This is a genomic window from Mycobacterium europaeum (assembly GCF_002102155.1).
GTDB classification, from domain to species: Bacteria; Actinomycetota; Actinomycetes; order Mycobacteriales; family Mycobacteriaceae; genus Mycobacterium; species Mycobacterium europaeum.
Genome location: NZ_LQOU01000019.1, coordinates 141,113 through 168,058, shown reverse-complemented (window position 1 = coordinate 168,058; position 26,946 = coordinate 141,113). Strand labels below are relative to the sequence as shown.

Below are 26,946 nucleotides of genomic sequence, written 5' to 3'. Positions count from 1 at the left end.
CCCCGGCACCGCCCGCCCCGGCACCGCCCGCTCAGCCGATCCCCGCGGCCGACGCCCCACAGCAGGGCGGCCCGGGGCTGATCGAGCGGATGGTCACCTCGAAACTGCGCGTCGCGCGTCCGTCGATTCGCACCGCGGAGCCGAACGCCACCTACCGCTTGCCGCTCAACGCCGACGCGCGCACCGTCGGGCTGGCCGCGTACCGGCTCGGACTCACCGTCGACGGGCGCGAGACGCTCGCGGACATCTCGTTCGCGGCGCGTCCGGGCGTGTTCACCGCGGTGGTCGGGCCCTCGGCCGCCCGCAACTCCGCGCTGCTCGGACTGCTCGCCGGCACCCGGCAACTCAGCTCGGGACGCGTGACCGTCGACGGCCACGACGTGCACGCCGAGCCGGCGTCGATGCGCACCCGCATCGGCATCGTGTCGCCCGGCGACGCGTTGCACCGGCAGCTCACCGTCGAACAGGCCTTGGGATACGTCACCGAAATGCGCCTCCCGCAGGGTGTTTCACCCGAGCATCGCGACCGCCTGGTCAGCCAGGTGATCGAGGAACTCGAGCTGACGCCGCACCGCGGCACCCGGATCGGCAAGCTGTCGCCCGAGGTGCGCCGGTGCGCGGCGCTGGCGGTCGAGCTCGTCACCCGGCCGACGCTGCTCGTCGTTGACGAGCCGAGCGCCGGCCTGGACGCCGAACAACAGCGCCACGTCATGGCGATGCTGCGGCGTCAGGCCGACATCGGCTGCGTGGTCGTGGCGGCCGTGTCGTCGCGGACGCCGTTGACCGACCTCAACCTGTGCGACCAGGTGCTGGTGCTCACCTCGGCCGGTACCACGGCATTCCTCGGACCGCCGGCGCAGGTCGAGGCCGCGATGGGCACCGCCGACTGGTCCACGGTGCTCGCCCGGGTGGGCGCCGATCCCGGCGGAACCCACCGCGCGTTCCGCGCCAGCCCGTCGGCGTCGGCGTTGACGGCGCCGCCGGAGGTGGCCGCTCCGTCGCCGCCGCCCGCCCAACCCCCGCTGTCGCGGCAAGTCCGGCTGCTGGCCCGCCGCGACCTCAAGCTGATCTTCGCCGACCGCCCCTACTTCGTGTTGTCGGCGATCCTGCCTTTCGTGCTGGCGGGTCTGGCGCTGCTGATTCCGGGCGATTCCGGCCTGGTGCGGCCCCCGGCGGGCGCCGCGCACCCGCACGAAGCCATCGAGATCCTGGCCGCCCTGAACCTCGCCGCGGTGATCATCGGCACCGCGCTGCCGATCCGTGCCGTGGTGGGCGAGCGGCGGATCTTCCGGCGCGAGCAGGCCCTGGGGCTGTCGACGGTGGCCTACCTGGCCGCGAAGATGCTCGTGTTCGGCGTCGCCGCGGCCGTCTCGACGGCCGTCGTGTTCGCGATCGTCGTCGCCGACAAGGGCGGTCCCGCGCGCGGCGCCGCTCTGCTGCACAACGCCACGCTCGAGCTCTATGTGAGCGTGGCGGTGACGGCCATCGTGTACGCGATGCTCGGGCTCGCGTTGTCGGCGCTGGGCACGCGCCTGCGTGAGGTGCTGCCGCTGCTGCTGCCGGTGATCCTGGCGTCCGCGCTGTTCAACGGGAGCCTCGTTCAGCTGGTGAGCAAGTGGGGCTTCCAAGAGCTCTCCTGGTTCGTCCCCGCCCGGTGGGGCTTCGCCGCCTCGGCGTCCACGGTCAACCTGCGCAGGGTCGACGCGCTGGCCGCCGACGCCCAGACGTGGACTCACTACAGCGGTTGGTGGGTGTTCGACATGACGTTGCTGGTGCTCTTCGGCGTGGCGGCGGCGGGCTTCACCCTCTACCGGCTGCGGCCGCCGCCCGGCCAGGCCCCCGCGCCATCACATCGCGAACAACAGGAACTGCGTGACCTGGCGGGCTGAGAAGTTGTTGTCGCTGACCAGCACCACCGACTGGCGACCGTCGGGCAGCTTCGGCCCCAGCGTGATGCCCTCGACATTGTCCAGCGGCGACAGTCCCGGCGTGGACGACAAGTCGACCGCCAGGGTTTTGCTCATGGGTGTCACGGCCGCGTCGCGCACCGACGGGGTCGTCAAAACGTCTGTGGCCGCACCGATCTCGGCACGGTAGATCCGCACCGTCGGCGGCAGGGCCGAGGATCGCTCGATCACCAGGAAGGTCGTGTCCGACAGGGCGACCAGATCGGAGACACCGTTGACGTCGGCGGGCGGCGCCGGCGGCTCCATCGGGTAGGCGTATTGGGCGGTGGGCGCCCCGGCCGCGACGTCGAAATCGGTGACCCGGGTGAGGATGCGGTGGCCGTCGTCGGTGAGCGGACCGTCGTTGTGGCCGGGGTCCTCCATCGCGGCGAACAGCGATCGGCCGTCGGGCGTCAGCGCCAGGCCCTCCAGCGCCTTGTTCCGGCGCGGGCCGGTCCGCTGGGCGGACATCGCCAGATTGGCCGGCAACGTGAACTGGCCCAGGTAGGCGCCATCGAGCGCGGCGGTCCGGACCCAGGGGTCGAGCAACACCGGGCCGGCGGTGAGCCGCTCACCTTCGGAGGTCCAGTACAGCCGCTGCCGCAAGGCGTCGAACGCGATGCCCTCGGCGTCCGGGGGAACGATCGGCGGCGTGGCATCCAGTGTGAGCGGCGGGAACGGCCGGCCGGACGGGTCCAGCAGCGGGTGCGTGCCGGTGAACGTGACGTTGTCAATTCCTTTGTCCGACAAGGACAACTGCACGGTGTAGAACCGGGCCGGGTTCTTCTTGGAGCGATCGTCACTGATCACGTAGTACAGCTGCCGTCCGGGGTCATAGCTCAGCGCCGACAGCCCGCCGATGACGGTGCCGTCGAAGGTGGCGTCGAACGGGACCTGCGACTGGCCCAGATACGTCAGCATCGGCCGCGGCGCGGGCGGGCGCCGGGGCGCGCATCCCGCCAAGGCCAGCGCGGCACACATGCACGCCGCCACCCACCGCCTCATAACCGAGAAGGTAGCGCCCGAGGGTGCACCGAGCGCGAAAATCCGGCCCGGCCTCGCAGTGAATACACGCTCGGTGAGATGGGGTTGTTGTTTCACGCCGCGCGAACCGGGGGATACGGTCGGTTTATGGCGCCAGATAGCACAACCATTGCCGAGCAACTGCGCAACGCCCTCGACGGGCGGTGGCGCGACGTCAAGAACCAGCTGCGGTCCACCATGAGCGAGGACCTCTTCCGGCCGCACTACACCCCGAACACGGTGATCGCGCGCACCAAGGTGGCCGAGCAGATGAGGATCATGGCCGCGTTCGGTGCCGCCGCCGACAACTTCCGCAAGGAGCACGGCGGCACCGGTGACATCGGCGCCGCGATCACGATGATCGAGATGCTGGCGATGTCGGATCTGTCGTTGATGGTGAAGGCCGGCGTTCAGTGGGGGCTGTTCGGCGGGGCGGTGGAGAACCTCGGCACCGAACGCCACCACGAGGCGTACGTGAAGAAGATCATCAGCCTGGAATTGCGCGGCTGCTTCGCGATGACCGAGACCGGACACGGCAGCGACGTGCAGTCGCTGGAGACCACCGCGACCTATGACCCCGCCACGGAGGAGTTCGTCATCGACTCCCCCACGCCGACGGCCCGGAAGGACTACATCGGCGGGGCGGCCGAAACCGCCACCATGGCAGCGGTATTCGCGCAACTGATCACGACCCAGAACGGCGAGCCGGTCGGCCACGGCGTGCACTGCCTGCTGGTGCCGATCCGCGACGCCGACGGCAACGACCTGCCCGGGGTGACGACGTCGGACTGCGAGTACAAGGGCGGCCTGCCCGGCGTCGACAACGGCCGCATCGTCTTCGACCACGTCCGGGTCCCGCGGGTGAACCTGCTGAACAAATACGGCGACGTCGCGCCGGACGGCACCTACAGCTCGCCGATCGAGAACCCCAACCGCCGGTTCTTCACCATGCTGGGCACGTTGGTGCGCGGGCGGATCACGGTGGGCGGCAGCGCGGGCGCCGCCGGTCGCGTCGCATTGGACATCGCCACGCGATACGCCTTGCAGCGCAGGCAATTCAGCGCGCCGGACGACGAGTCCGAGGTGTTGATCATGGACTACCTGGTGCATCAGCGGCGGCTGTTCCCGTTGATCGCCAAGTCCTACGCGCTGCAGTTCGCGCAGAACGAGCTGGTCAGTAAGTGTCACGACATCCAGACCGCCGACGCCGTCGACGCCGACGAGCAGCGCGAGTTGGAGTCGCGCGCCGCCGGCTTGAAGGCGGCCAACACCTGGCACGCGTCGCGGGCGATCCAGGAGGCCCGGGAGGCTTGCGGCGGCGCGGGCTACATGGCCGAGAACCGGCTGGTCGCCCTGCGCGGCGACACCGACGTGTTCACCACCTTCGAGGGCGACAACCACGTCCTGACGCAGCTGGTGGCCAAGGAACTGCTGACGGCCTACGCCGACGACATCCGCAGCATGAGCCCCGTCGAATGGGTCCGGTTCGCCGCCAACACCGTCGGCGAGCGCGTCGTGAAACGCACTGCGGCAGAGACGATCATCCAAACCATCGTCGACGCCCGGCAGGACAGCGAGGAAGAGGGCAGCCTGTTCAACCGCGGCACGCAGATCAAGATGTTCGAGGACCGGGAGGAGTATCTGATCGCGTCCGTCGCTCGCCGGCTGCAGGCCAAGTCCAAGGAGGTGTCGGAGTTCGACGCGTTCAACGCGGTGCAGGACCACGTGCTGCACGCCGCGGCCGCGCACATCGACCGGGTGATACTCGAAGCGTTCGTCGCCGGCATCGACGCCTGCCCGCACGAGGAGGCCCGGGAGCTGCTGGGCATCGTGTGCGACCTGTACGCGCTGTCGGTGATCGAGGACGACAAAGCCTGGTACATCGAGCATCGGTACCTGTCCACCGAGCGGGCCAAGGCCGTCACCCGGGGTATCAACGACCGGTGCCGCGCGCTGCGCCCGCACGCGCAAACGCTCGTCGACGGCTTCGGGATCCCCGAGCAGCTGCGCTATGCCGAGATGCTGCACCCGGAGAACTTGGCGGACGCGGTCACGGGCTGACGGTCTGCCCGCCGAGCATCTCCCGGCCCGGCTGTGCCGTCTTCCGTTGCGGCCGTGCGCATGTAGCCGGTGGTCGTGAACACCCCACCGGGTCGCCGGGGTGCGGGTGAGGCCGTCTTCCGCGCCGGCGGCGACAGGAAGCCCCGGCGGCCGCGCGGGCCCCACGCGCGTGGGCCGTGTGGATCATTGATTCGGGATCTTGCCGAGCGCTTGCAGTTTGCCGTCCGGGCCGATCGCGAACTTCACCGTGCCGATGCCGCTGGGGCAACACGGCTGATCCTTGCCTTTCAACCATTGGTACTGAACCGCAACGGTGTCGTCGGAGGGCGGCAGCACGGTGATGTACGGCTTCGGGTTTGGGGTCGCCGTACCCAGCGGCGTGTTGTGGTCGAAGAACAGCAGCTGCTGGCCGGTGGATTCGCCGGCAATGGTCGGGATGATCTGCACCCAGTACAGGCGGCACTTCTTGGCATGTCCGCGAGCGATTTCCACCCACGTCGTGCCCGGGACGGTGATGGGAACCGCCGCGATGGCCCGCTGCACGGTGTCGGGCGCCGGCCCGTCGGAGTCCTTGCATTTGTCGGCCGGCGCCGGTGGCGCACCGGCGTGGTTACCGCCGCAACCGGAGGCCAGCAGGACCAAGAGGATCACCATCAGCCGACGCACGCGGTGAGCTTAGCGAAGGCTGTGAATGTGCCGTTTGTTTGGTCGGAGACGCCGTTCTGACAGCTAAAGCCGCGATCCGCCCCGGTAGCCTTGAGCGCAGTCAGCGGGTCGACGATGACTCGTGCTGACCTGGGGGTTCCCGGCTTTTCCTAAACTTCACGGCCACGCATTGGCCGGTGAGAGGAAGCCGTAAACCGGGGGAAACTCCGGATACCCGGTGCCGAAACATGCTCGTCGCACCATTCACCGTAAGCCCGTTGCGCTCATAAGGAGGCAAGTGCGTGACCAGGGAGTCCATGGCGTCCGTCAACGATGCCGTGAACACCGTGTGCGCGTACTGCGGCGTGGGCTGCGGAATGGTGTTGCAGGTCACAACCGACCCCGAGAGCGGCCGGCGTCACATCGCGAAGTCGGTTGGGGACAAACAACATCCGGCTAACTTCGGCCGGTTGTGCACCAAAGGCGCCACCACGTCGGACATGCTGGATGCGCCCGGCCGGATGGAATCGGCATACGTGCGCGCCGACCGCGGCGAACCCATCGAGGCCGTGGACATGGACGGCGCGATCGCCCAGTGCGCGAACCGGTTACGAGCGATCATCGATGCGCACGGCCCGGATTCCTTCGCCATGTACGTGTCGGGCCAGATGTCGATCGAGGCGCAGTATCTGGCGAACAAGCTGACCAAGGGCTTCATCGGCACCAACCAGATCGAGTCCAACTCGCGACTGTGCATGGCCAGCGCCGGTTCGGGCTACAAGCTCTCGCTGGGCGCCGACGGCCCGCCCGGCTCGTACCAGGACTTCGAACACGCCGACGTCTTCTTCGTCATCGGCGCCAACATGGCCGACTGCCATCCCATCCTGTTCCTGCGGATGATGGATCGCGTCAAGGCCGGGGCGAAACTGATCGTCGTCGACCCGCGCCGCACCGCGACCGCGGACAAGGCCGACCTGTTCCTTCAGATCGCCCCCGGTTCGGATCTCGCACTGCTCAACGGGCTCCTGCACCTGATCGTCGAAAACGGGCACACCGATCCCGAATTCATCGCCGAGTTCACCGACGGGTGGGAGGCGATGCCCGACTTCCTCAAGCAGTACGCCCCGGGCACGGTCAGCGAGATCACCGGGATCCCCGAGGCCGACATCCGCGCCGCGGCCCGCATGATCGGCGAAGCGCAGAACTTCGTGAGCTGCTGGACCATGGGCCTCAACCAGAGCACCCACGGCACCTGGAACACCAACGCCCTGTGCAACCTGCACCTGGCCACCGGCGCGATCTGCAAACCCGGCAGCGGTCCCTTCTCGCTGACCGGCCAGCCCAACGCGATGGGCGGTCGCGAAATGGGTTACATGGGGCCGGGATTGCCCGGTCAGCGCTCCGTCGTGTCGGCGGACGACCGGGCCTTCACCGAGGACCAGTGGGGCCTTGCCCGCGGAACGCTTCGCACCGACGTCGGCACCGGCACCATCGACATGTTCTCCCGCATGGCCGACGGCGACATCAAGGCGTGTTGGGTCGTCTGCACCAATCCCGTTGCCTCCGTGGCCAACCGGAGAACGGTGCTGGCCGGCCTGGAGCGCGCCGAATTGGTCATCACCCAGGACGCCTTCCTGCAGACCGAGACCAACGAATACGCCGACGTGCTGCTGCCGGCGGCCCTGTGGTCGGAGACCGAGGGCGTGATGGTCAATTCCGAGCGCAACATGACGCTGTTCCAGCCAGCCGGCGCGGCGCCGGGCGATGCGCTGCCCGACTGGCAGATCATCGCCCGGATCGCCTGCGAGATGGGCTTTTCGGACGCGTTCAGCTACGGCTCCGCCGAGGAAGTCTTCGAAGAGATCAAGCGATTCTCCAACCCGAAGACGGGCTACGACCTGCGCGGGGTCAGCTACGACCGGCTGCGCCGGGGCCCGCTGCAATGGCCGTGCGCACCGGAGAGCCCGAGCGACCGCAACCCCATCCGGTACCTCAACGACGGGGTCAGTCAGGCCAGGCTGGTCCGCGAGGACGGCAGCGCACCCCGCCTGGCGTTCCCCACCGAGAACGGTCGCGCGGTGTTCTTCGCGCGTCCGCATCTGCCACCGGACGAGATGCCGGACAACGACTACCCGTTCCTGCTGAACACCGGCCGCCTGCCGCACCAGTGGCACACGATGACCAAGACGGGCAAGGTCGCCAAGCTCAACAAGCTCAATCCCGGCCCGTTCGTGGAAATCCACCCCGAGGATGCCGCACGACTGCAGATCGCCGACGGCGACGCGGTGGAAATCGCTTCCCGGCGCGGCCGCGCCGTGCTGCCGGCCGCGATCAGCGACCGGGTGCGCCCCGGCAACTGCTTCGCCCCCTTCCACTGGAACGACGTGTTCGGCGAGTACCTGGCGATCAACGCGGTCACCAACGACGCGGTGGATCCCATCTCGAACCAACCGGAATTCAAAGCATGCGCCGTCACGTTGGCGAAAGTCGCTGTCTCCGCGGCGGATCCGGCCGCCAAACCGGCGGCGGACGCCGACGCATCACAACCCGCGCACACGGAGGTCACCGAAATCAGCGTGGCACGGGTCGATGCCCTGGCCGACTTGCTCGGTGTCACAACCACACCCGTGCCGGAATTCGACGAACACGGCCGCTCCTACCTGGCCGGGATGTTGACCGCACTCCGGTCGGACGCCGGTCGACGCACGGCGGGGGTGCCGACCCTGCCCCAGAGCGCTCCCTTCGACTCCGGCACCCGGCTGTGGGTGGATGGTCTGCTCGCGGGCCTGTTCTCGCGCGACGACGCGCCCCGACCGGCGCCGGCGGTCAAGGGACCCACGAACAAGCACCCCGGCACCGAGCCCGCCCGACGGGCGCCCGTCGTGGTGTTATGGGCGTCGCAGACCGGCAACGCCGAAGAACTGGCCGCCGACGTCGCCGCGCGGCTGGGCGACGCCGAATTGCCGGTCGCGCTGCACGCGATGGACGACTTCCCGGTGGCCGAGCTCGCCACGACGCGGGAGTTGCTGCTGATCACCAGCACGACCGGTGACGGCGAACCGCCGGACAACGGAGCCGGCTTCTGGCGGGCGGTGACGGCGGACGGCGCTGCCGAACTGACCAACACCCGGTATGCCGTGCTCGCCCTCGGCGACTCGAACTACGACGATTTCTGCGGCCACGGACGCCGCCTCGACGCGCGCCTCGCCGAACTGGGCGCGACCCGCATCGCCGACCGGGCCGATTGCGAGCCCGACTACGAGGACACCGCGGCCAAGTGGCTGGGCGAGGTGGTGCAGGCGCTGGCAAGCGCGGCCGCACCGGTCGGCCGCGATCAGCACGCGCCGGCACGCGCAACGTCCACGGTCGCGCCGCCATCCCGGGCCGCCCGGCCGGGAGCGGGCACCTACAGCAAGAAACGCCCGCTGATCACCGGCGTGGTCCGCAACACCGTGCTGAGCCGGCCGGAATCCGCGAAAGACGTGCGGCAGCTGGTTTTCGACCTGCCGGAAGAAACCGTGACCTACGAGGCCGGCGACGCGCTCGGGGTGTGGCCGCGCAACAGCGACCAACTGGTCGACGAATGGCTGTCGGTCACCGGACTGGACGGGCAGACCCCGGTCGAGGTCGGCGAGCATGGCCTGATGTCGTTGCGCTCCGCGCTGACCGAACGCCTGGAGATCGCCCACATCGGCCGGGACCTGGTGCGCTTCGTGCAGGAGCGCACCGGCGACCCGAAGCTCGCCGAACTGCTCAAGCCGGACAACAAAGCCGCCCTGAGCGATTGGGCCTGGGGCCGCCAATCCATCGACCTGCTGGCGCGGCTGCCGGTCTCGGCGTCGGCCCACGAATGGGTGCGGGTCCTCAAACGCCTTCAGCCGCGGCTGTACTCGATCTCGTCGAGCCCCAAGGAGCACCCCGGCGAGGTCCATCTGACGGTGTCGCCGGTGCGCTACAACTTCCAGGGTGTCCCGCGCCGCGGGGTGTGTTCGACGTATCTGGCCGACCGCTCCCCCGGCGACCGGGTCGCCGTCTATCTGCAGCCATCGAGCAACTTCCGGCCGCCCAGCGATCCCGACACCCCGATGATCATGGTCGGTCCGGGCACCGGGATCGCCCCGTTCCGCGGCTTTCTGCAGGAGCGTCGTGCGCTCGGCCACACCGGCCCCAACTGGCTGTTCTTCGGCGAACAGCACGCCGCCACCGACTACTACTACCGCGACGAGCTCGAGCAGATGCGCAGCGACGGGTTCCTCACCGAGCTGGACCTCGCCTTCTCGCGGGACCAGCGCGAGAAGGTGTACGTGCAGCACCTGATGCGTCAGCGCGGCGCCCAGCTGTGGCACTGGCTGCAGGACGGGGCGCAACTGTACGTTTGCGGCACCGCGGACCCCATGGCCAAGGACGTCGACCGCGCGCTCTGCGAGATCGCGGCCGAGCACGGCAGCCTCGATCCCGACGGCGCGAAGGAGTACGTCCGCTCGTTGAGCGCCGAGAAACGCTATCACCGCGACGTGTACTAGGCCCGCGACCCCACCCGGCTCGTAATACGACGGAAACGTCGCGCGCCTGTCGCTGAAACAACCTCGCTGCACCATTCAGTCATTGGTGGCGCCGAGGAGGGACGTACGCGTGGCTCTGGACTTCGATGGGCCCCTCGAGGACACCGGGCAGGCCGTCTGCCCGCTGCGGTGCCGCCTGCGGCGGGCGGCCGCGGGCGGCGACGGTGACCAGGTCGACTGGGCCGGGTTGCCGATCAATTTGGACCTGGCGTTCTCCCCGCAGCAGCGCGACAAGGTCTACCGGCAGCACCTGATGCGCAAGCGCGGCACGCAGCTTCGGCGCTGGTTGCCGTCGGGTGCTCACCAGTGCGTTTGCGACGAAAACGCCCGCGACGCACACCCCTAACCGCGCGCGCCGCGCGCTTCGGGAAAAGAGCTCACGCCTGCGGCCGACTTCGGCGTGAGCGTAAAACATTATCTGCGAAAGTAATTCCGGCCGGATACGCTGGCCACGTGGCCGATCATCCGTCGTCATACCTGGTGTTGGCATCGCAACGCAGCGGCAGCACGCTGCTGGTCGAGTCGCTGCGCGCGACCGGCGTGGCCGGCGAGCCGCAGGAGTTCTTCCAGTACCTGCCGGCCACCAGCCAGGCCCCACAGCCACGCGAGTGGTTCGCAGGCGTGGAGGACGAGTCCATCCTGCGCCTGCTCGACCCGCTCGACGCGGGGACTCCGGACCTCGCCCCCGCCGAGATCTGGCGCGACTACATCCGCACGGTCGGGAGGACTCCGAACGGGATATGGGGCGGCAAGCTGATGTGGAATCAGACGCCGCTGTTGTTGAAGCGCGCGAAGAACCTGCCGAATCGCAGCGGTGACGGCCTGCTGGCGGCGATCACGGACGTCGTGGGCGAGGAGCCGCTCTTCATCTATGTGCATCGGCCCGACGTCGTTTCACAGGCGGTCTCGTTCTGGCGGGCGGTGCAGACGCGGGTGTGGCGGGGGCAGCCCGACCCCGTTCGCGATGCTCGCGCCACCTATCACCCCGGCGCGATCGCGCACGTCGTCACGATGCTCCGCGCCCAGAACGAGGGCTGGCGAGATTGGTTCGCCGAAGAAGACGTCAAGCCGATGGAGATTCCGTATCCGGTGTTGTGGCGCAACCTGACTCAAGTGGTGGCGGCCATCCTGGAGGCGTTGGGGCTCGATCCGCGGCTGGCGCCCGAACCGGTGCTCGAGCGTCAGGCCGACCACCGCTCCGACGAGTGGGTCGACCGGTACCGGGCCGATGCGGAGAAATACGGTCTGCCAACCTGACCGCGCTGGACCGCGAGAGCTTCGGCAAACGACGAGGCAGACAGCGAAATCCGCGGATGTCCTATAGTGGGGCCTATGCAACAGGCCACCCAGCCGTGCCTCACCATTACGCGCCGCCGCACCGTGCGCTGTTGTTGTCGTTGTTGTTGATTCCTGACGCCGCAGAAATCCTCGCGCTCATCCCGGTTTGCGGGCGCCGGCACAGGTAACACCCCGTGGCCGCCCACGCGCGATAGTCAATCCCAGGAAGATCAACCCACCGATGACCATGTTGTCCACGTGTCACCGCGCCGCCATCGAATTCGACATCGCCCGGCGGGCCGACGAAGCTTGTACTGACATCGCCTGAGGAAGACGGATGAGCATCGCAGAGAACGTCACGCAACTGATCGGCAATACGCCGCTGGTCCGGCTGAACCGGGTCACCGAAGGCGCTGTGGCCGACGTCGTCGCCAAGCTGGAATTCTTCAACCCGGCCAACAGCGTCAAGGACCGGATCGGGGTGGCCATGCTCGACGCGGCCGAACAAGCGGGTCTGATCAAACCCGACACGATCATCCTGGAACCGACGAGCGGGAACACCGGCATCGCGCTGGCGATGGTGTGCGCGGCCCGGGGCTACCGGTGCGTACTGACGATGCCGGACACCATGAGCACCGAACGCCGAATGTTGTTGCGCGCCTTCGGTGCCGAGATCGTGCTGACGCCGGGCGCCGACGGCATGGCGGGTGCCATCGCCAAGGCGGAACAGTTGGCGAAGAACGACCAGCGGTACTTCATCCCGCAGCAGTTCGAAAACCCGGCCAATCCGGCGATCCACCGCACGACCACGGCCGAAGAGATATGGCGAGACACCGACGGCAGGGTCGACTTCTTCGTCGCCGGGGTCGGCACCGGCGGCACCATCACCGGTGTCGCCCAGGTGGTCAAGGAACGCAAACCGTCGGCGCAGATCGTGGCCGTGGAACCCGCCGCCTCGGCCGTACTGTCCGGAGGGCAGAAGGGACCCCACCCCATCCAGGGCATCGGAGCCGGATTCGTGCCGCCGGTGCTCGATATGGATCTGGTTGACGAAGTCATCGCGGTCGGAAACGAAGAGTCGCTGGAAATGGCCCGTCGGCTGGCGCGGGAGGAGGGGCTGCTGGTCGGCATCTCCTCGGGCGCGGCCGTGGTGGCCGCGCTCGAGGTGGCCCGTCGCCCGGAGAACGCCGGCAAACTCGTCGTGGTCCTGCTGCCCAGCTTCGGCGAGCGGTATCTGAGCACGCCGCTCTTCGCCGACCTGGCGGGATAGCCATGCTGGCGACGATACGACGTGACATCCGGGTGGCCAGGGAGCGTGACCCGGCCCGGCCCACCACGCTGGAGGTGATCTTCGCCTATCCGGGCGTGCACGCCATCTGGGCGCATCGAATCAACCACTGGCTGTGGCTTCGCGGTGCGCGGCTGGCGGCCCGCACGCTCGGGGAGCTGACCCGCATCCTGACCGGCGTGGAGGTCCACCCCGGCGCCGTCCTGGGCCCGGGCCTGTTCATCGACCACGCGACCGGCGTCGTGATCGGGGAAACGGCGGAGGTCGGCGAGGACGTCACGCTCTACCACGGCGTCACCCTGGGCGGCAGCGGCCGGGATACGGGCAAACGCCACCCGACGATCGGTGACCGGGTCGTCATCGGGGCCGGCGCAAAAGTGCTCGGCGCGATCAAAGTCGGCGACGACAGCCGGATCGGCGCCAACGCCGTCGTCGTCAAGGAGGTTCCGTCCAGCGCCGTGGTCATCGGGGTCCCCGGGCAGGTGATCAGCAGGCACGGCCGGAGCAGCCCGGACGACTCGATGATGCCCGACCTCGTCGGCGTCAGTCTGCAGTCCCTGCTGACCAGGGTCGCCAAGCTGGAGGCCGCCAACGACGGGCAACAATCCGCGAGTGTCATCCGGCCACCCGAAGCCGGGGTGTGGCACGGCGAAGACTTCTCGATCTGAGGGACCAAGTGAGCACTGTGGTGGTCGTCGTGACGGCGCTGATCGCAACCCTGGGAGCCGCCAGCGCCGCAGGCGTGCTGGTCAATCGACGCTCGGGGGTCCTGCGCGAGACCGCGCCGGGCGCGCCGCAGGACGCAGCGGACCTCGGCTTGTCCGGGATGGGTCCGACGGTCGTGCACTTCACTGCCGCCTGGTGTGGTCCTTGCGCGTCGGTACGCCGCGTGGTCGAACAGGTATGCACGGATCTGCCCGACGTGTCACATCTGGAGGTCGACATCGACGCCCACCCCGCGGCCGCCAAACGGCTTTCGGTGCTGTCGCTGCCGACCACGTTCATCTTCGACGCCGGGGGCCGGCAACGATACCGCAGCGCCGGCGTGCCCAAGGCCGCGGAGTTGCGTCAGGCGCTGCAGCCGCTGTTGGCTTGACGGGCCCCGCCCGCGCTTCAGACGCTCTTCAAGACGCGTTCACCGCGATCGACGCTACGGTTGGCCGGAGGGCCAAGTAGGGGACGGAGATTGCGATGAGCGACGCCCACGCGCCGCGGATCCCGCCGGCGCTGGCCGCGCCGAGCCTGAACCGGGGAGTCGGCTTCACCCACGAGCAGCGGCGGCGGTTGGGGCTGACCGGACGACTGCCCTCGGCGGTGCTCACGCTCGACGAACAGGCCGACCGGGTATGGCATCAATTGCAAAGCCTGGCAACCGATCTGGGCCGCAATCTGCTGCTGGAACAGCTGCATTACCGCCACGAACTGCTCTACTACAAGGTGCTCGAAGACCATCTGCCCGAGCTGACGCCGGTGGTCTACACGCCCACCGTCGGCGAGGCCATTCAACGGTTCTCCGACGAATACCGCGGGCAGCGGGGGCTGTTCCTGAGCATCGACGAGCCCGACGACATCGAGGCGGCCTTCGCGACCTTCGGGCTGGAACCCGGCGACGTCGACCTCATCGTGTGCACCGACGCCGAGGCGATCCTGGGCATCGGCGACTGGGGCGTGGGCGGCATCCAGATCGCGGTGGGCAAACTGTCGCTGTACACCGCCGGGGCCGGCATCGATCCGCGCCGCTGCATCGCGGTCTCGCTGGACGTCGGCACCGACAACGAGCAGCTCCTGCAGGACCCGTTCTACCTGGGCAATCGTCACGCCCGGCGCCGCGGCGCCGAATACGACGCCTTCGTCGATCGCTACATCGAAACCGCGCACCGGCTGTTCCCGAAGGCGATCCTGCATTTCGAGGACTTCGGGCCCCTGAACGCCCGCCGGATCCTGCACGCGTACGGCGACAAGTACTGCGTGTTCAATGACGACATCCAGGGCACCGGCGCGGTGGTCGTCGCGGCCGTGTACGGCGGATGCCACGTCACCGGTGTGCCGATGCGCGACCAGAACGTGGTCGTCTTCGGGGCCGGGACCGCCGGGATCGGGGTGGCCGACCAGATCCGCGACGCGATGGTCTCCGACGGCGCCACCGTCGAGCAGGCCACGGCGCAGATCTGGCCGATCGACAAGCAGGGCCTGCTGTTCGACGACATGGACGATCTGCGGGACTTCCAGGCGCCCTACGCCAAGAACCGCGCCCGGCTGGGCGTGGGCCGGGGGGACCGGGTGGGATTGGTCGACGCGATCAAGCTCGCCTCCCCCACCGTCCTGCTGGGCTCCTCGGCCGTGTTCGGCGCCTTCACCGAGAAGGTCGTACGGGCCATGGTCGCCTCCTGTGAGCGCCCGATGATCTTTCCGTTGTCCAACCCGACCTCACGCATGGAGGCGGTGCCCGCCGACCTGCTGCAGTGGTCCGACGGCAAGGCGCTGATCACCACGGGAACCCCCGTCGCGCCGATCGAGTACGACGGCACCACCTACACCGTCGGCCAGGCCAACAACGTGCTGGTGTTCCCCGGGATCGGGCTGGGCATCATCGTCGCCGGCGCCCGGCTGGTGACCCGCGGGATGCTGCAGGCGGCGGCGAAAGCCATTGTGCGACAAGCGAGCCCGTCAGCCACCGGGGATTCGCTGCTGCCCGATGTGCGGGACTTGCGCGCCATCTCGACACAGGTCGCCGAGGCCGTGTATGGCGCCGCCGTCGCCGATGGGGTGGCCACCCGGACGCACCCCGACCCCCGCCAAGCCGTGCTCGACACCGTGTGGACCCCGGAATACGACTAGTTCTCGGCCTTGCTCCCCCGCCTGGACTCGAACCAGGAACCTATCGGTTAACAGCCGAACGCTCTGCCAATTGAGCTACAGGGGATCAACACGATCGCGGGACGACTCTAGCGTACTGGCACAACCGGACCCAACTAGACGCCGGGACGGATCGGGCGCGCACGCACCCGTCCGGGTGAGGCAGGATGGAACCGTCGCTAGTCGGGAGGAACGTTTTGATCCGATATGTCGTGGTGCTTGGGCTGGGGTATGTGCTGGGCTCGAAGGCGGGGCGCCGCCGATACGAGCAGATCGTCGGCACCTATCGGGCGCTGACCAGCAGTCCCGTGGCCAAGTCGGTGATCGACGGGGGGCGCCGCAAGGTCGCGAACAGGATCTCCCCGGACACCGGGTTCGTGACAGTCGCCGAGATCGACGATCGGACGGCCATCATGGAGCGCGACGGCGGCCGAGCCGCCGACGAGGCCCTCACATCGTCAGATCGTCGCCGCTAGCCTGCTCCAGCAGGCTGCGCCGGTAGGCCTCCATCGCGACCAGGTCGCCGAACAGCGCGTGGTATTCGTCGCCCTGCTCGATCGGCGACATGCGCTGCAGCTTGGACTTGACTTCGGCGATCTGGTGGCCCATCCACACTTCCTGCAGCCGGGCCAGCACGCCGGCGATGTAGCGGGGCAGCTTCTCGTCGTCGACCTCGATGGCCTCCACGCCCAGCTCGTTGATCAACCCCGCGGTCAGGTCCGACCCGGCCCGCTGGCGCACCGCGTCGATCCACTGCGCCCCCGTGACGCCGCTCGACGTGCCGCCGGCGGCCTCGATGGCCCCGCGCACGGCGGCGTATCCGGGATGGGTGAAGCTCTCGACCGTCAGCGTGTCGAACACCGGCCCGGCCAGCGCCGGCGACTGCAGCGCCGACTTGAGCGCCTCACGCTGCAGCCGCAGGGTCGGGTCGCGCGGGTCAGGGCGGGTTCCGGCCGGTGCCGCCGCACGGGCCGGCTGGGGGGCGCGGCGGGAGGCGTTCGCACCGGCGCCGCCCCGGGCGGCGGCCGGCGACTGCTTGGCCTGACTGCGCACCCGGTCGATGACCTGCGCGACGTCGTCCCAGCCGACCCAGCCGGCCAGCTGGCGGGCGTACTCGTCGCGCAGCGTCGGGTCTTTGATCTGGGCCACCATCGGCACGCAGCGGCGCAGCGCCGCGACCCTGCCCTCGGCGCTGTCGAGGTCCATCTCGGCGAGCGCCGTGCGGATCGCGAACTCGAACAACGGGGTACGCCGCGCCACCAGGTCGCGCAGGGCGCCGTCGCCGGATTTCAGCCGCAGGTCGCAGGGATCCATGCCGTCCGGGGCCACCGCGACGAACGACTGCCCCGCCAGGTTCTGCTCGCCGCCGAAGGCCTTGAGTGCGGCCGCCCGTCCGGCCTCGTCGCCGTCGAAGACGTAGATCAGCTCGCCGCGGAAGAAGCTGTCGTCCATCATCAGTCGCCGCAGCATCGCCAGGTGCTCGTCGCCGAACGCGGTGCCGCACGACGCCACCGCGGTGGTGACGCCGGCCAGATGCATCGCCATCACGTCGGTGTAGCCCTCGACGACGACGGCCTGGTGCCCCTTGGCGATGTCGCGCTTGGCCAGATCGATGCCGAACATCACCGACGACTTCTTGTACAGCAGCGTCTCGGGCGTGTTGATGTACTTGGCTTCCATCGGATCGTCGTCGAAGAGCCGGCGGGCGCCGAACCCGATCACCTCGCCGGCCGCGGTGCGGATGGGCCACAGCAGCCGGCGGTGGAAGCGGTCGATGGGGCCGCGCCGGCCCTGCCGCGACAGGCCGGCCGCCTCCAGCTCCTTGAACTCGAAACCCTTGCGCACCAGATGTTTCGTCAGTGAGTCCCAGCCCGACGGCGCGAAGCCGCAGCCGAAGCGACGGGCCGCCTCGGCGTCGAAATTCCGCTCGGTCAGGTACTGGCGGGCCGGCGCGGCCTCGGCGGACTCCAGGGCCGCGGCGTAGAACTCCGCCGCGGCCGCGTTGGCCGCGACCAGCCGGCTGCGACTCCCGCGGTCCCGCTGCACGCTGGTCGCCGGGCCGGTGTAGCTGATCGTGTGGCCGATCCGGTCGGCGAGCAGTTCGACGGCCTCGACGAAGGTGACGTGTTCGATCTTCTGGATGAAGGCGTAGACGTCGCCGCCTTCCCCGCAGCCGAAGCAGTGGAAGTGACCGTGGTTGGGGCGAACGTGGAACGACGGCGATTTCTCGTCGTGGAACGGGCACAGGCCCTTGAGGGAATCGGCTCCGGCGCGCCGCAATTGGACGTAGTCGCCGACGACTTCGTCGATGCGGACACGCTCGCGGATGGCGGCGATGTCGCGGTCGGGGATCCGGCCGCGGCCCCTGGGCCGGGCGTCGTCCTCCCCCGCGCGCGGTTGGCGCCCCCACGAACCTGCCGGGCTGGACATCGGCTCAGTCTAGAGCGCCGAGCCGGCCGGCTATCCGGTTCCGATGACGCCGCACGCCACCCGGTCCATCGCGCTGTCGCTGTATTCGGCGCCGTGCAACATCAACGCCTTGCCGTCGCCGCCCACCAGGACGTCGCGGGTGAAGGCGTCGGTGGTGGTCACCAGGTAGGCCGACCCGTCCTGGCGCACCTCGAGCGCCGTCAGGTCGCCGCTTTCGGGCTTTCCGGTGTGCCCGGGCGCGTTGTAATGACCGCCTGCCGACAGGAAGTTTCCGGGCGGGCCGCCGGTCGGGGCGACGGAGTTCGGCTCGCACTTGCCGATCTGGTGGACGTGCATGCCATGGAAGCCCGGCGTCAAGATGCCCGGGGCGACGGTCTTGACGGTGACGGTCACGTAGCCGCCGGTGAAGTCGAACGTCGCCGTGGCGACTGCCCGCCCGTCCGGTGTCTTCAGTTGCGCGCTGAGCGATTCGCCGTTGGGCGCCGGCGTGGTGGTCGTTTCGCCCGACGATGCCGGCGGGGCGCTCTTGACCGGAGGGGTGGTGCCGGGCTGGGTGCTCGCATGTTGCGGCGAGCTGCAGGCGGTCATGACGACGACGGGAAGCCCCACCGCGAGGGTGGCGATGCCGCTGAATTTGGTCATGCCGGGCAGCCTAGTCCGCGGCGGCGACGGCGCCGCCGTGGGATGACCTGCGCCGGGGCCGCGGCTAACCGGTGGCCTGGCGCGCGTCGATGCGTTCCAGCCGGCCCTCGGTATACGAGGCGATCTGGTCGACGATGACCCGTAACCGGGCGCGGTCGTCGGCCGCGGCGGTGAATGCCGCGGCGAAGACCGGGTCGAGCGTGTGGGGCGCCCCGGCATGCAGCCATTGCGCCACCCGGTGGATCCGTTCGCGTTGCAGGGCCTGGGCGTCCAGATGGCGCGGGTCGGACATGATGAACTGCAGCGCAAGGATTTTCAGCAGGGCGACCTCGGCGCGCACCAGGTCGGGGACCAGCAGGTCGGCCCGGTAGCGCACCAGCGGCCCGGGACCGGCCGCGGCGCGGGTGGTGGCGATGGCGGCCGAGGCGAACCTGCCGACCAGTTCACTGGTCAGTCGCTTGAGCGCGACGGACGCCGACAAGGTGGCGTCGTACTTGCCGACGGCTGCCACCACCGGCAACGCCGAGAGCCGCCCCGCGGCCGCCATGAAGTCGTCGGCGCTGACCCGGAAGTATTCACTCTCGCCCAGTTTGGCCAGCGCGGCCGCCTCGTGCTCATCGGCGAGCACCCGCAGGTCGATGCGTTGGGAGACGACGCCGTCCTCGACGTCGTGGACGGAGTAGGCGATATCGTCGGCCCAGTCCATCACCTGCGCTTCCAGGCACATCCGGCCTTCCGGCGCGCGGGCCCGCACCCAGTCCGCCGGCTCGCGGTCCTCGTCGTAGAAACCGAACTTTCTCTTCTCTTTGCCGCGCCCCTTGCCTCGGTACCACGGATACTTGGTGACCGCGTCCAAAGAAGCGCGAGTCAGGTTCAGCCCTGCGCTATTGCCTTGTTCGTCAAGGACTTTGGGCTCGAGGCTGGTCAGGATGCGGAAGTTCTGCGCATTCCCCTCGAAACCGCCGTGGCCGGCGGCGACCTCGTCCAGGGCGCGCTCGCCGTTGTGTCCATACGGCGGGTGGCCGATGTCGTGCGCCAGCCCCGCCAGCTCGACCAGGTCGAGGTCGCAGCCCAGGCCGACCGCCATGCCGCGCCCGATCTGGGCGACCTCCAGCGAATGCGTCAGCCGGGTGCGCGGGGTGTCCCCTTCGCGGGGCCCGACCACCTGGGTCTTGTCGGCCAGCCGGCGCAGCGCGGCGCTGTGCAACACCCGGGCCCGGTCCCGCGCGAAGTCGGTACGGTGCTGACCCTCCGTACCGGGCAGACCCGCGGTCTTCGGCGCCTCGCGCACCCGCCGTTGACGGTCGAAGTCGTCGTAGGGGTCTTGCCGAATCGTGTTCACCTTCTCAATCACCGCAGCACAGTCTGCCAGGGATCGCCGGACGTGGTACCGCCCCGGCGCGCGGCTATTTGCCCGCATCCGCGCGGCGCTAAATTGGCCTCATGCGCATGCGCACTGCTCGCCTGCTCGGTCTGATCGGGGCGATCCTCGCGCTCGGTTTCGGCGGCGGGCTGCTGGTCGCACCCCCGGCGGGCGCGCAGCCCCCGTTCCGGCTCGCGGACTACGTCACCGACAACGCGGGCGCGCTGACCGACCCCGGCCGGGCGGCGGTCACGTCCGCGGTGGGCAAGCTGTACACGGACCGCCACATCCGGCTGTGGGTGGTCTACGTCGACGACTTCTCCGGCCTCGACGCGGTGAGCTGGGCACAGCGCACGATGCGGTCCAGCGATCTGGGCGGCTATGACGCCCTGCTGGCCGTCGCCACCAACAGCCGTGCATACGCCTTCCTGGTGCCGTCCACCGTCACGAGCGTCAACGCGCGCCAGGTCGATGACTTGCGGCGCAACAAAATCGAACCCGCCCTGCACAACGGGGACTGGAGCGGCGCCGCGGTGGCGGCGGCCAACGGGCTGAACACGTCGCCGGGCTCGTCGGGCCGGGTGGCCCTGCTGGTCACGCTGGCGCTCATCCTCGCCGCGGCGGCGGCCCTGCTGTTGGTCATGCGCTATCGCGGCCGGCGGCGGCGTGCGGCCCAACTGGCCGCCGCCCGGCGCGTCGACCCCACCGACGTCGATGCGCTGGCCGCCGTGCCGTTGCAGGCCCTCGACGATTTGTCCCGGGCGCTGGTGGTGGAGGTCGACAACGCCGTGCGGACCAGCGCCAACGAACTCGACCTGGCCGTCGCCGAGTTCGGCGAAGAGCGGACCGGGCCGTTCACCCAGGCCGTGAACAACGCCAAAGCCGCTCTGTCCCAAGCGTTCACGGTGCGCCAGCAGCTCGACGACAGCACACCGGAGACCCCGGACCAGCGCCGCGAGGCGCTCACCCGGGTCGTGGTGTCCGCCGCACGCGCCGACCGCGAGCTGGAGTCGCAGACCGAAGCCTTCGAGAGGCTGCGCGATCTGGTGATCAACGCCCCGTCGCGGCTGGACGCGCTGACCCAGCAGTACGTCGAGCTGACCGCCCGCATCGCCCCCGCCGAACAGCGACTGGCCGAGCTGCACCACCAATTCGACGCCGCCGCACTGACTTCGGTGTCCGGCAACGCCTCGGCGGCCAAGGAGCGGCTGGCATTCGCCGACCGCAACATCGGCACCGCCCGGGAGCTGGCCGACGAAGCGGTCAGCGGCCGGCAGGCCGGTTTGGTGGACGCCGTCCGTGCCGCCGAGTCCGCGCTCGGGCAGGCGCGGGCACTGCTCGACGCGGTGGACAACGCGGCCACCGACATTCGGCACGCCATCGACCGGCTGCCGTCGGCCATGGCCGACATCCAGGCGGACATCAAGCGCGCCAACCAGCTGCTGCAGAACGCGCAGACCACCAAATCCGCGCACAGCGGCGATCTGATCGCGGCGCGCGATGCGGCCGCGCGGGCCGTCGACGCTGCGGGCGCTGGAGCATCCACCGACCCGCTGGGCGCCTTCGGGCAGTTGGCCAAGGCGGATGCGGATCTCAACGGGCTGCTGGTCACGCTGGCGCGGGAGCAGGCCGCCGCCGAGCAGCTCAACCGGTCGCTGGAGCAGGCGTTGTTCACCGCGGAATCCCGGGTGCGGGCGGTCTCCGACTACATCGACACGCGCCGGGGCAGCGTCGGCCCGGAGGCCCGCACCCGGCTCGCCGAAGCCGAACGGCACTTGCAAGCCGCCCGCGACAAGCGGGCGGCGCACCCGGCCGAGGCGATTTCCCACGCCAACGCGGCATCGACGCTGGCCGCCCAGGCGCAGTCGCTGGCCAATGCCGACGTGGAGTCGGCTCAGCGGGCCTTCACCCGTGGCGGGGGCGGCGACATGGGCGCGATGCTGGGCGGAATCATCATCGGCAACGTGCTCAGCGGCGGTATGCGGGGCGGATTCGGCGGCTGGAGCCCGACATCCTTCGGCGGCTCCTCAGGCGGCGGCTTCATGGGCGGAGGCGGCCGCTTCTGAGCCGCCTGTCCTGCCTCCCACCGTCAACCGGCGGCCGGTGAATGCGGGATCACGCCCCCGCTGCGCGGCATTTCGAACTGGGGTTGGGCTTCGCCTTCCCACCGCGTCCACTCGTTCCACTCGCCGAATTGGCCGGCGTCGGCAACCACGGCGGCCGGGGCCGGGGCGTCGGCGGACGGGTCGGGAGCGTCGGCGCTCACGTCCGGCTTCGGCGCCCAGTGGTCGTAGTCGTCGGGCGGCACGGCCACACCCCATTTGAGCGGAACCGACAGGCCGCCGAGCATCCCCGACTCACCCCGAACCGCGGCCACCGAGTCATCTGGTAGCGGCGGACCAAGAGGCAAAAGCATGTTGCCCCCTTCCACAGCCGATCTTCGGACGCTGTGGCCGAACCAATTAACACCAAGCAGCCATATCGTAAGCCAAACTCAAGACAAATACCCGAAAAACGGGGATTTGCTTTCGCCAAGAGCATGGCCGAACCGGAGGGCGGTCGTCGGCCCCCTATCCGCCCTTGGTTCGCGGCACCACCTTGGGCCGTGCCTGCACCACGTGCGGGTTCTCCCCGCCGCGGCGCCCCCTCCGGTCGGTCTTGTCCGACTCGGTGTCCCGCTCGTCGACCGCCATGGCCACGGCCGGGGTGGACCCGGCCGGTGCGGACGACGCGGAGGACGATCCCCCGGTCGCGATCGGGGTCGGCAGCTGGGTCCCCAGCGCCGGCACCGCCAGACTCGTCAGGACCGCCGGCATTGGCATCGACCCCTGCCAGGTCGGCGGCACCGTGATCGCCCCCACGAACCGCGCGTTGCCCAGCCCGGCGGTGGCCACGCCGAACCCGCCGAGCGACTGCAGGCCGTGGGCGCCGCCCGCGGGGGCGAGTGGAACCTCCGCGGACACGGTGGTGACACCGGCCGCCGCCGGCGCCGCGGGCCCCACACTGTGGGCCAGCACCATCATCGGCGACATCAGCGCGCTCGCCGGATACATCCCGATCGGCGCCAGTGCGGTCATCGTCGTCACCGGCATCGACGACAGCAACGACGAGAGGCCGGGGAAAAACGCCCCCAGCACCGACTGCAGCTCGGACACGAACGAGGCGCCCAACGACGAAAACGCTCCGAAAGCCTGGGACGCCCAGTTCAGCGGAGCCGTCACGAGCCCCGCCAGTCCGCCCAGCCCCACCGGGGGTGCGCTGAACGCCGGCAGCGTCGACGCCACCGTCTGCGCCCCGATGTGATAGCCCACCATCGCGGCCACATCCTGGGCCCACATCTCCATGTACTCGATCTCGGTCATCGCGATCGCCGGGGTGTTCTGACCGAAGAAGTTCGTCGCGATCAGCATCAGCAACCGGAGGCGGTTGGCGAGCACGTCCGGGGTGGGCACCGTCGCCATGAATGCCGCCTCGTATGCCGTCGCGGCGGCCGTCGCCTGGGCGGCCGCCATCTCGGCTTGTCCGGCCGCCGAGATCAGCCACTGCAGATAGGGTGTCGCCGCCGCCACCATCGCCGCCGATGACGGACCGGTCCACGGGCCGGCGGCCACCCCCGTCACAACCGCTTCGAACGACGCCGCGGCCGCCGCCAAGTCCTCCGCCAGCGCCTGCCAGGCCGAGGCCGCCGTCAACAATGAGCCGGGCCCGGCGCCGCCATACATGAGCGCAGAGTTGATCTCGGGGGGGAAGAAGAGAAAAGCTGGAATCATCACATCCCCAACCCACCGACCGCGTCAACGGCACCTACACCCACACGAACCGACACCCACCCCCGGTCACTAAACACGTGAGGAACATCGCCTTAAAAGCCTAGGACAACCGGCCACCCGAGACCGGTTTTTTACGAAACGTTTAATTACGCGGCGCAGGGATGCGCAGGCCGATCGAGCAGGCCCCTCCGGGCCCGGAGGGGCGCGGCGCCCGTACCGGTCAGCAGCCCTTGAGCCGCGCGGCCAGATAGTCGGCCACGGCGTTCATCGCGACCCGCTCCTGCGTCATGTCGTCACGGCGACGCACCGTGACGGCGTTGTCTTCGAGCGAATCGAAGTCCACCGTCACACAGAACGGCGTCCCCACCTCGTCCTGGCGCCGGTAGCGTCGCCCGATCGCGCCGGCGTCGTCGAAATCGATGTTCCAGCAGGTGCGCAACTCTGCGGCCAGGTCGCGCGCCTTCGGGCTCAGGTCGGCGTGTCGGGACAGCGGCAGTACCGCGGCCTTGACCGGTGCCAGCCGCGGGTCCAAGCGCAGCACCGTGCGCTTCTCCATGACGCCCTTGGCGTTGGGCGCCTCGTCCTCGGTGTAGGCATCGATCAGAAACGCCATGAACGACCGGGTGAGGCCGGCCGCGGGTTCGATGACATACGGGGTGTAGCGCTTATCGGTGGCCTGGTCGTAGTACGACAGGTCCGCCCCGGAATGCTTTGCGTGGGTGGACAAGTCGAAATCGGTGCGGTTGGCGACGCCTTCCAGCTCACCCCACGGGTTGCCGGCGAAACCGAACTTGTACTCGATGTCGACGGTGCGGTCCGAATAGTGCGAGAGCTTCTCGGCCGGGTGCTCGAACAATCGCAGATTCTCCGGATTGATACCCAGCTCGACATACCATTGCAGCCGGGTGTCAATCCAATACTGGTGCCATTCCTTCGCCGTCGACGGTTCGACGAAGAACTCCATTTCCATTTGTTCGAACTCGCGGGTTCGGAAAATGAAGTTGCCCGGCGTGATCTCGTTCCGGAAGCTCTTGCCGATCTGGCCGATGCCGAAGGGCGGCTTCTTGCGCGCGGTGGTGGCGACGTTGGCGAAGTTGACGAAGATGCCCTGCGCGGTCTCCGGACGCAGGTAGTGCAGCCCCTCCTCGGTCTCGATGGGCCCGAGGTAGGTCTTGAGCATCATGTTGAACTCGCGGGGCTCGGTCCACCGGCCCTTGGTGCCGCAGTCAGGGCAGACGATCTCGGTCATCGGCACGGTGGCGGGGTCATCGATGCCCTTCTTGACCGCGTAGGCCTCCTGCATGTGGTCCTGACGATGCCGATGGTGGCAGTTCAGGCACTCGACCAGCGGGTCGTGGAAGACCTCGACGTGGCCGGAGGCCACCCAAACCTGCCGCGGCAGGATGATCGACGAATCGATGCCCACCACGTCGTCGCGCCCGGTCACCACCGACCGCCACCACTGCCGTTTGATGTTCTCCTTGAGCTCGACGCCCAGCGGCCCGTAGTCCCACGCCGACCGGGTGCCGCCGTAGATCTCACCCGAGGGAAAGACGAAGCCGCGCCGTTTGGCCAGGTTCACTACGGTGTCGATGACGGAGGCCACGGGGTGGTGCACTCCCTTTCCGGGTTTGGACGGGCGCGCGCGGCGGCCGACCGCCGCGCGCAGAGCATCAGTCATGGTAGCGATCGGCGCCGCGGTCTTTGACATGCGTCATCATGCATGTGACAGTGGAAGTCGGCCGCCCGCCGGACCTCACGGCGGGACTTCCCCACTACCTGGCACTTCTCGAGGTGATGACTCTCTCCCATGGCGATGTCCCCCTCTCCGCCGTCCTCCATGCCGACCACCGCCGGTGGCGACATGGGATCGGCCATGAGCGTGGTCGACCAGGAGCACGTCGACGCCGGGCCCGGCGGACACCGCGCGCTGGCCGACTATCCCGTCCCGCCGTCGCGGGAGATCCTCGACGCGGCCGGCGAGCTGCTGCGCGCGCTGGCGGCCCCGGTCCGGATCGCCATCGTGCTGCAGCTGCGTGAATCCCACCGCTGCGTGCACGAGCTGGTCGACGCGCTCGGCGTCCCGCAGCCACTGGTCAGCCAGCACCTGAAGATCCTCAAGGCCGCCGGCGTCGTCACCGGGGAGCGCTCGGGCCGCGAGGTGCTGTACCGGCTGGCCGACCATCACCTGGCGCACATCGTGGTGGACGCGGTGGCCCACGCGGGCGAGGGCACCCAGTGACGGGCGCGAGCGTCCGGTCGACCCGCCAGCGGGCGGCGATCTCCAGACTGATGGACACCCTCGACGACTTCCGCTCGGCGCAGGAGTTGCACGACGAGTTGCGCCGCCGCGGCGAGAACATCGGGCTGACCACGGTCTACCGGACGCTGCAGTCGATGGCGGCGGCGGGCATGGTCGACACGCTGCGCACCGACACCGGCGAGTCGGTCTACCGCAGGTGCTCCGAACACCACCATCATCACCTGGTCTGCCGCGGCTGCGGTTCCACCATCGAAGTCGGCGACCACGAGGTCGAGGAGTGGGCGGCGCAAGTCGCGGCCAAACACGGCTATGCCGACGTCAGCCACACCATCGAGATCTTCGGCACCTGCAAGGACTGTCAATAACGCGGCGGACGTGACACCGTCACGGCGTCAGGGCGCTCCGGATCCCGGCGCCGGTATCGAGCACCAGCAGGATCAGGGTGCGCAGCGCGTCGTCGGTCAGGCCGGCACCGGGAAAGTTGTATCGCAGCATCACGTCGGCGCTCTTGGCGGCGCCCTTGCCCGCGTTGCGTTGCACCGCCTTCTCGTTGACCTTCTCCACGAGGGTGACGCTGCCGAAGTTGCTGGCGCGGGCCTGCCTGGCGACCTGATCGCCGATCTTCTTGGTCAACGGCAGATCCCAGGCCACGACCTGGGTGAGCGACACCAGGTCTAGGTCGTCGGCGATGTGGACCACCCGCAGCGACGCGATGGTCCCGGCGTGGCGCACGGTCAGCGCGCCATCGGGCTCCTCCTGGACGGGGAGGACTTCGCCGAGCACCGACGCCAGCCGCTCCTGCAGTGATGGCATCGGATC

At 69.2% G+C, this 26,946-nt stretch carries 22 protein-coding genes and 1 tRNA gene; 13 read left to right on the top strand and 10 right to left on the bottom strand.

Annotation, left to right across the window (positions count from 1 at the left end):
- The coding region (locus AWC03_RS10070; protein WP_420845659.1) for an ATP-binding cassette domain-containing protein at positions 1-1,889 on the top strand (1,889 nt) is incomplete at its 5' end.
- On the opposite strand, the gene AWC03_RS10065 is transcribed toward AWC03_RS10070, so the two are convergent.
- Positions 1,848-2,951: an esterase-like activity of phytase family protein gene (locus AWC03_RS10065; protein ID WP_085240343.1), complete on the bottom strand. Its 1,104-nt coding sequence runs from the start codon at positions 2,949-2,951 to the stop codon at positions 1,848-1,850. The two genes, AWC03_RS10070 and AWC03_RS10065, sit on opposite strands and share 42 nt — an antisense overlap.
- A gap of 126 nt (positions 2,952-3,077) precedes the next feature.
- On the opposite strand from AWC03_RS10065, the gene AWC03_RS10060 reads away from it, so the two are divergent.
- Positions 3,078-5,030, top strand: a complete 1,953-nt coding sequence (locus tag AWC03_RS10060) for an acyl-CoA dehydrogenase family protein (protein ID WP_085240342.1) — start codon at positions 3,078-3,080, stop codon at positions 5,028-5,030.
- A gap of 183 nt (positions 5,031-5,213) precedes the next feature.
- Here the strand turns inward: AWC03_RS10060 and AWC03_RS10055 are convergent, their stop codons facing one another.
- Entirely contained in the window at positions 5,214-5,681 is a 468-nt protein-coding gene (locus tag AWC03_RS10055; RefSeq protein ID WP_085240357.1) for an LppP/LprE family lipoprotein, read from the bottom strand.
- Between the two features lie 311 nt (positions 5,682-5,992).
- Between AWC03_RS10055 and AWC03_RS10050 the strand changes: the two genes are divergently transcribed.
- From AWC03_RS10050 to AWC03_RS10020, 7 genes are all read left to right on the top strand, one after another.
- Positions 5,993-10,198 carry a bifunctional nitrate reductase/sulfite reductase flavoprotein subunit alpha gene (locus AWC03_RS10050; protein ID WP_085240341.1) on the top strand — a complete coding sequence of 1,402 codons (4,206 nt, stop codon included), beginning with the start codon at positions 5,993-5,995 and terminating at the stop codon, positions 10,196-10,198.
- A 109-nt stretch (positions 10,199-10,307) separates the two neighbouring features.
- A complete protein-coding gene (locus tag AWC03_RS10045) occupies positions 10,308-10,583 on the top strand; it encodes a hypothetical protein (RefSeq protein WP_244275195.1) in 276 nt (91 codons plus the stop codon).
- 107 nt (positions 10,584-10,690) lie between these two features.
- Positions 10,691-11,494 carry a trehalose 2-sulfotransferase gene (gene stf0 / locus AWC03_RS10040; RefSeq protein WP_085240340.1) on the top strand — a complete coding sequence of 268 codons (804 nt, stop codon included), beginning with the start codon at positions 10,691-10,693 and terminating at the stop codon, positions 11,492-11,494.
- A gap of 358 nt (positions 11,495-11,852) precedes the next feature.
- Entirely contained in the window at positions 11,853-12,785 is a 933-nt protein-coding gene (cysK, locus tag AWC03_RS10035; protein WP_085240339.1) for a cysteine synthase A, read from the top strand.
- Positions 12,786-12,787: 2 nt separating this feature from the next.
- On the top strand, positions 12,788-13,471 hold the full coding sequence (gene cysE, locus AWC03_RS10030) for a serine O-acetyltransferase (RefSeq protein WP_085240338.1): 684 nt from the start codon (positions 12,788-12,790) through the stop codon (positions 13,469-13,471).
- Positions 13,472-13,479: 8 nt separating this feature from the next.
- Entirely contained in the window at positions 13,480-13,899 is a 420-nt protein-coding gene (locus AWC03_RS10025; RefSeq protein ID WP_085240337.1) for a thioredoxin family protein, read from the top strand.
- Between the two features lie 95 nt (positions 13,900-13,994).
- On the top strand, positions 13,995-15,641 hold the full coding sequence (locus tag AWC03_RS10020) for an NAD-dependent malic enzyme (protein WP_085240336.1): 1,647 nt from the start codon (positions 13,995-13,997) through the stop codon (positions 15,639-15,641).
- Between the two features lie 12 nt (positions 15,642-15,653).
- Here AWC03_RS10020 and AWC03_RS10015 read toward each other — a convergent pair.
- A tRNA-Asn gene (locus tag AWC03_RS10015) sits at positions 15,654-15,726 on the bottom strand.
- A gap of 130 nt (positions 15,727-15,856) precedes the next feature.
- Here AWC03_RS10015 and AWC03_RS10010 point away from each other — a divergent pair.
- Positions 15,857-16,135: a hypothetical protein gene (locus tag AWC03_RS10010; protein WP_085240335.1), complete on the top strand. Its 279-nt coding sequence runs from the start codon at positions 15,857-15,859 to the stop codon at positions 16,133-16,135.
- On the opposite strand, the gene dnaG is transcribed toward AWC03_RS10010, so the two are convergent.
- The 3 genes from dnaG to AWC03_RS09995 form a co-directional block, all read right to left on the bottom strand.
- Entirely contained in the window at positions 16,110-18,089 is a 1,980-nt protein-coding gene (dnaG, locus tag AWC03_RS10005; protein ID WP_085240334.1) for a DNA primase, read from the bottom strand. The two genes, AWC03_RS10010 and dnaG, sit on opposite strands and share 26 nt — an antisense overlap.
- Before the next feature lie 30 nt (positions 18,090-18,119).
- Positions 18,120-18,731, bottom strand: a complete 612-nt coding sequence (sodC, locus tag AWC03_RS10000) for a superoxide dismutase[Cu-Zn] (RefSeq protein WP_085240333.1) — start codon at positions 18,729-18,731, stop codon at positions 18,120-18,122.
- A gap of 64 nt (positions 18,732-18,795) precedes the next feature.
- Positions 18,796-20,085: a deoxyguanosinetriphosphate triphosphohydrolase gene (locus tag AWC03_RS09995; protein WP_142278363.1), complete on the bottom strand. Its 1,290-nt coding sequence runs from the start codon at positions 20,083-20,085 to the stop codon at positions 18,796-18,798.
- A 95-nt stretch (positions 20,086-20,180) separates the two neighbouring features.
- Between AWC03_RS09995 and AWC03_RS09990 the strand changes: the two genes are divergently transcribed.
- Positions 20,181-22,160 (top strand): TPM domain-containing protein, encoded by a 1,980-nt coding sequence (locus AWC03_RS09990; RefSeq protein ID WP_085240354.1) that lies wholly within the window; start codon positions 20,181-20,183, stop codon positions 22,158-22,160.
- Positions 22,161-22,183: 23 nt separating this feature from the next.
- Here AWC03_RS09990 and AWC03_RS09985 read toward each other — a convergent pair whose 3' ends face one another.
- From AWC03_RS09985 to AWC03_RS09975, 3 genes are all read right to left on the bottom strand, one after another.
- Positions 22,184-22,510, bottom strand: a complete 327-nt coding sequence (locus AWC03_RS09985; protein WP_420845658.1) for a hypothetical protein — start codon at positions 22,508-22,510, stop codon at positions 22,184-22,186.
- A 154-nt stretch (positions 22,511-22,664) separates the two neighbouring features.
- The gene (locus AWC03_RS09980; protein ID WP_085240331.1) at positions 22,665-23,864 is read right to left on the bottom strand and encodes a PPE family protein; all 1,200 of its coding nucleotides are present in this window, start codon (positions 23,862-23,864) and stop codon (positions 22,665-22,667) included.
- A 220-nt stretch (positions 23,865-24,084) separates the two neighbouring features.
- Positions 24,085-25,482, bottom strand: a complete 1,398-nt coding sequence (locus AWC03_RS09975; protein WP_085240353.1) for a glycine--tRNA ligase — start codon at positions 25,480-25,482, stop codon at positions 24,085-24,087.
- A 246-nt stretch (positions 25,483-25,728) separates the two neighbouring features.
- Between AWC03_RS09975 and AWC03_RS09970 the strand changes: the two genes are divergently transcribed.
- Together AWC03_RS09970 and AWC03_RS09965 are read left to right on the top strand one after the other, a co-directional pair.
- Positions 25,729-26,106 (top strand): ArsR/SmtB family transcription factor, encoded by a 378-nt coding sequence (locus AWC03_RS09970; protein ID WP_420845660.1) that lies wholly within the window; start codon positions 25,729-25,731, stop codon positions 26,104-26,106.
- Entirely contained in the window at positions 26,103-26,492 is a 390-nt protein-coding gene (locus AWC03_RS09965; protein WP_085240329.1) for a Fur family transcriptional regulator, read from the top strand. The genes AWC03_RS09970 and AWC03_RS09965 overlap by 4 nt, the downstream gene beginning before the upstream one ends.
- A gap of 19 nt (positions 26,493-26,511) precedes the next feature.
- Here AWC03_RS09965 and AWC03_RS09960 read toward each other — a convergent pair whose 3' ends face one another.
- Positions 26,512-26,940 (bottom strand): hypothetical protein, encoded by a 429-nt coding sequence (locus AWC03_RS09960; protein WP_085240352.1) that lies wholly within the window; start codon positions 26,938-26,940, stop codon positions 26,512-26,514.
- Positions 26,941-26,946: the final 6 nt, after the last annotated feature.

Coding starts and splice junctions, on each gene's coding strand:
- AWC03_RS09970 (WP_420845660.1), top strand. CDS start 25,729: ATGGGATCGGCCATGAGCGTGGTCGACCAGGAGCACGTCGACGCCGGG.
- AWC03_RS09960 (WP_085240352.1), bottom strand. CDS start 26,940: ATGCCATCACTGCAGGAGCGGCTGGCGTCGGTGCTCGGCGAAGTCCTC.
- AWC03_RS09985 (WP_420845658.1), bottom strand. CDS start 22,510: ATGCTTTTGCCTCTTGGTCCGCCGCTACCAGATGACTCGGTGGCCGCG.
- AWC03_RS10060 (WP_085240342.1), top strand. CDS start 3,078: ATGGCGCCAGATAGCACAACCATTGCCGAGCAACTGCGCAACGCCCTC.
- AWC03_RS10050 (WP_085240341.1), top strand. CDS start 5,993: ATGGCGTCCGTCAACGATGCCGTGAACACCGTGTGCGCGTACTGCGGC.
- sodC (WP_085240333.1), bottom strand. CDS start 18,731: ATGACCAAATTCAGCGGCATCGCCACCCTCGCGGTGGGGCTTCCCGTC.
- AWC03_RS10065 (WP_085240343.1), bottom strand. CDS start 2,951: ATGAGGCGGTGGGTGGCGGCGTGCATGTGTGCCGCGCTGGCCTTGGCG.
- cysK (WP_085240339.1), top strand. CDS start 11,853: ATGAGCATCGCAGAGAACGTCACGCAACTGATCGGCAATACGCCGCTG.
- AWC03_RS09990 (WP_085240354.1), top strand. CDS start 20,181: ATGCGCACTGCTCGCCTGCTCGGTCTGATCGGGGCGATCCTCGCGCTC.
- AWC03_RS09980 (WP_085240331.1), bottom strand. CDS start 23,864: ATGATTCCAGCTTTTCTCTTCTTCCCCCCCGAGATCAACTCTGCGCTC.
- AWC03_RS10020 (WP_085240336.1), top strand. CDS start 13,995: ATGAGCGACGCCCACGCGCCGCGGATCCCGCCGGCGCTGGCCGCGCCG.
- cysE (WP_085240338.1), top strand. CDS start 12,788: ATGCTGGCGACGATACGACGTGACATCCGGGTGGCCAGGGAGCGTGAC.
- dnaG (WP_085240334.1), bottom strand. CDS start 18,089: ATGTCCAGCCCGGCAGGTTCGTGGGGGCGCCAACCGCGCGCGGGGGAG.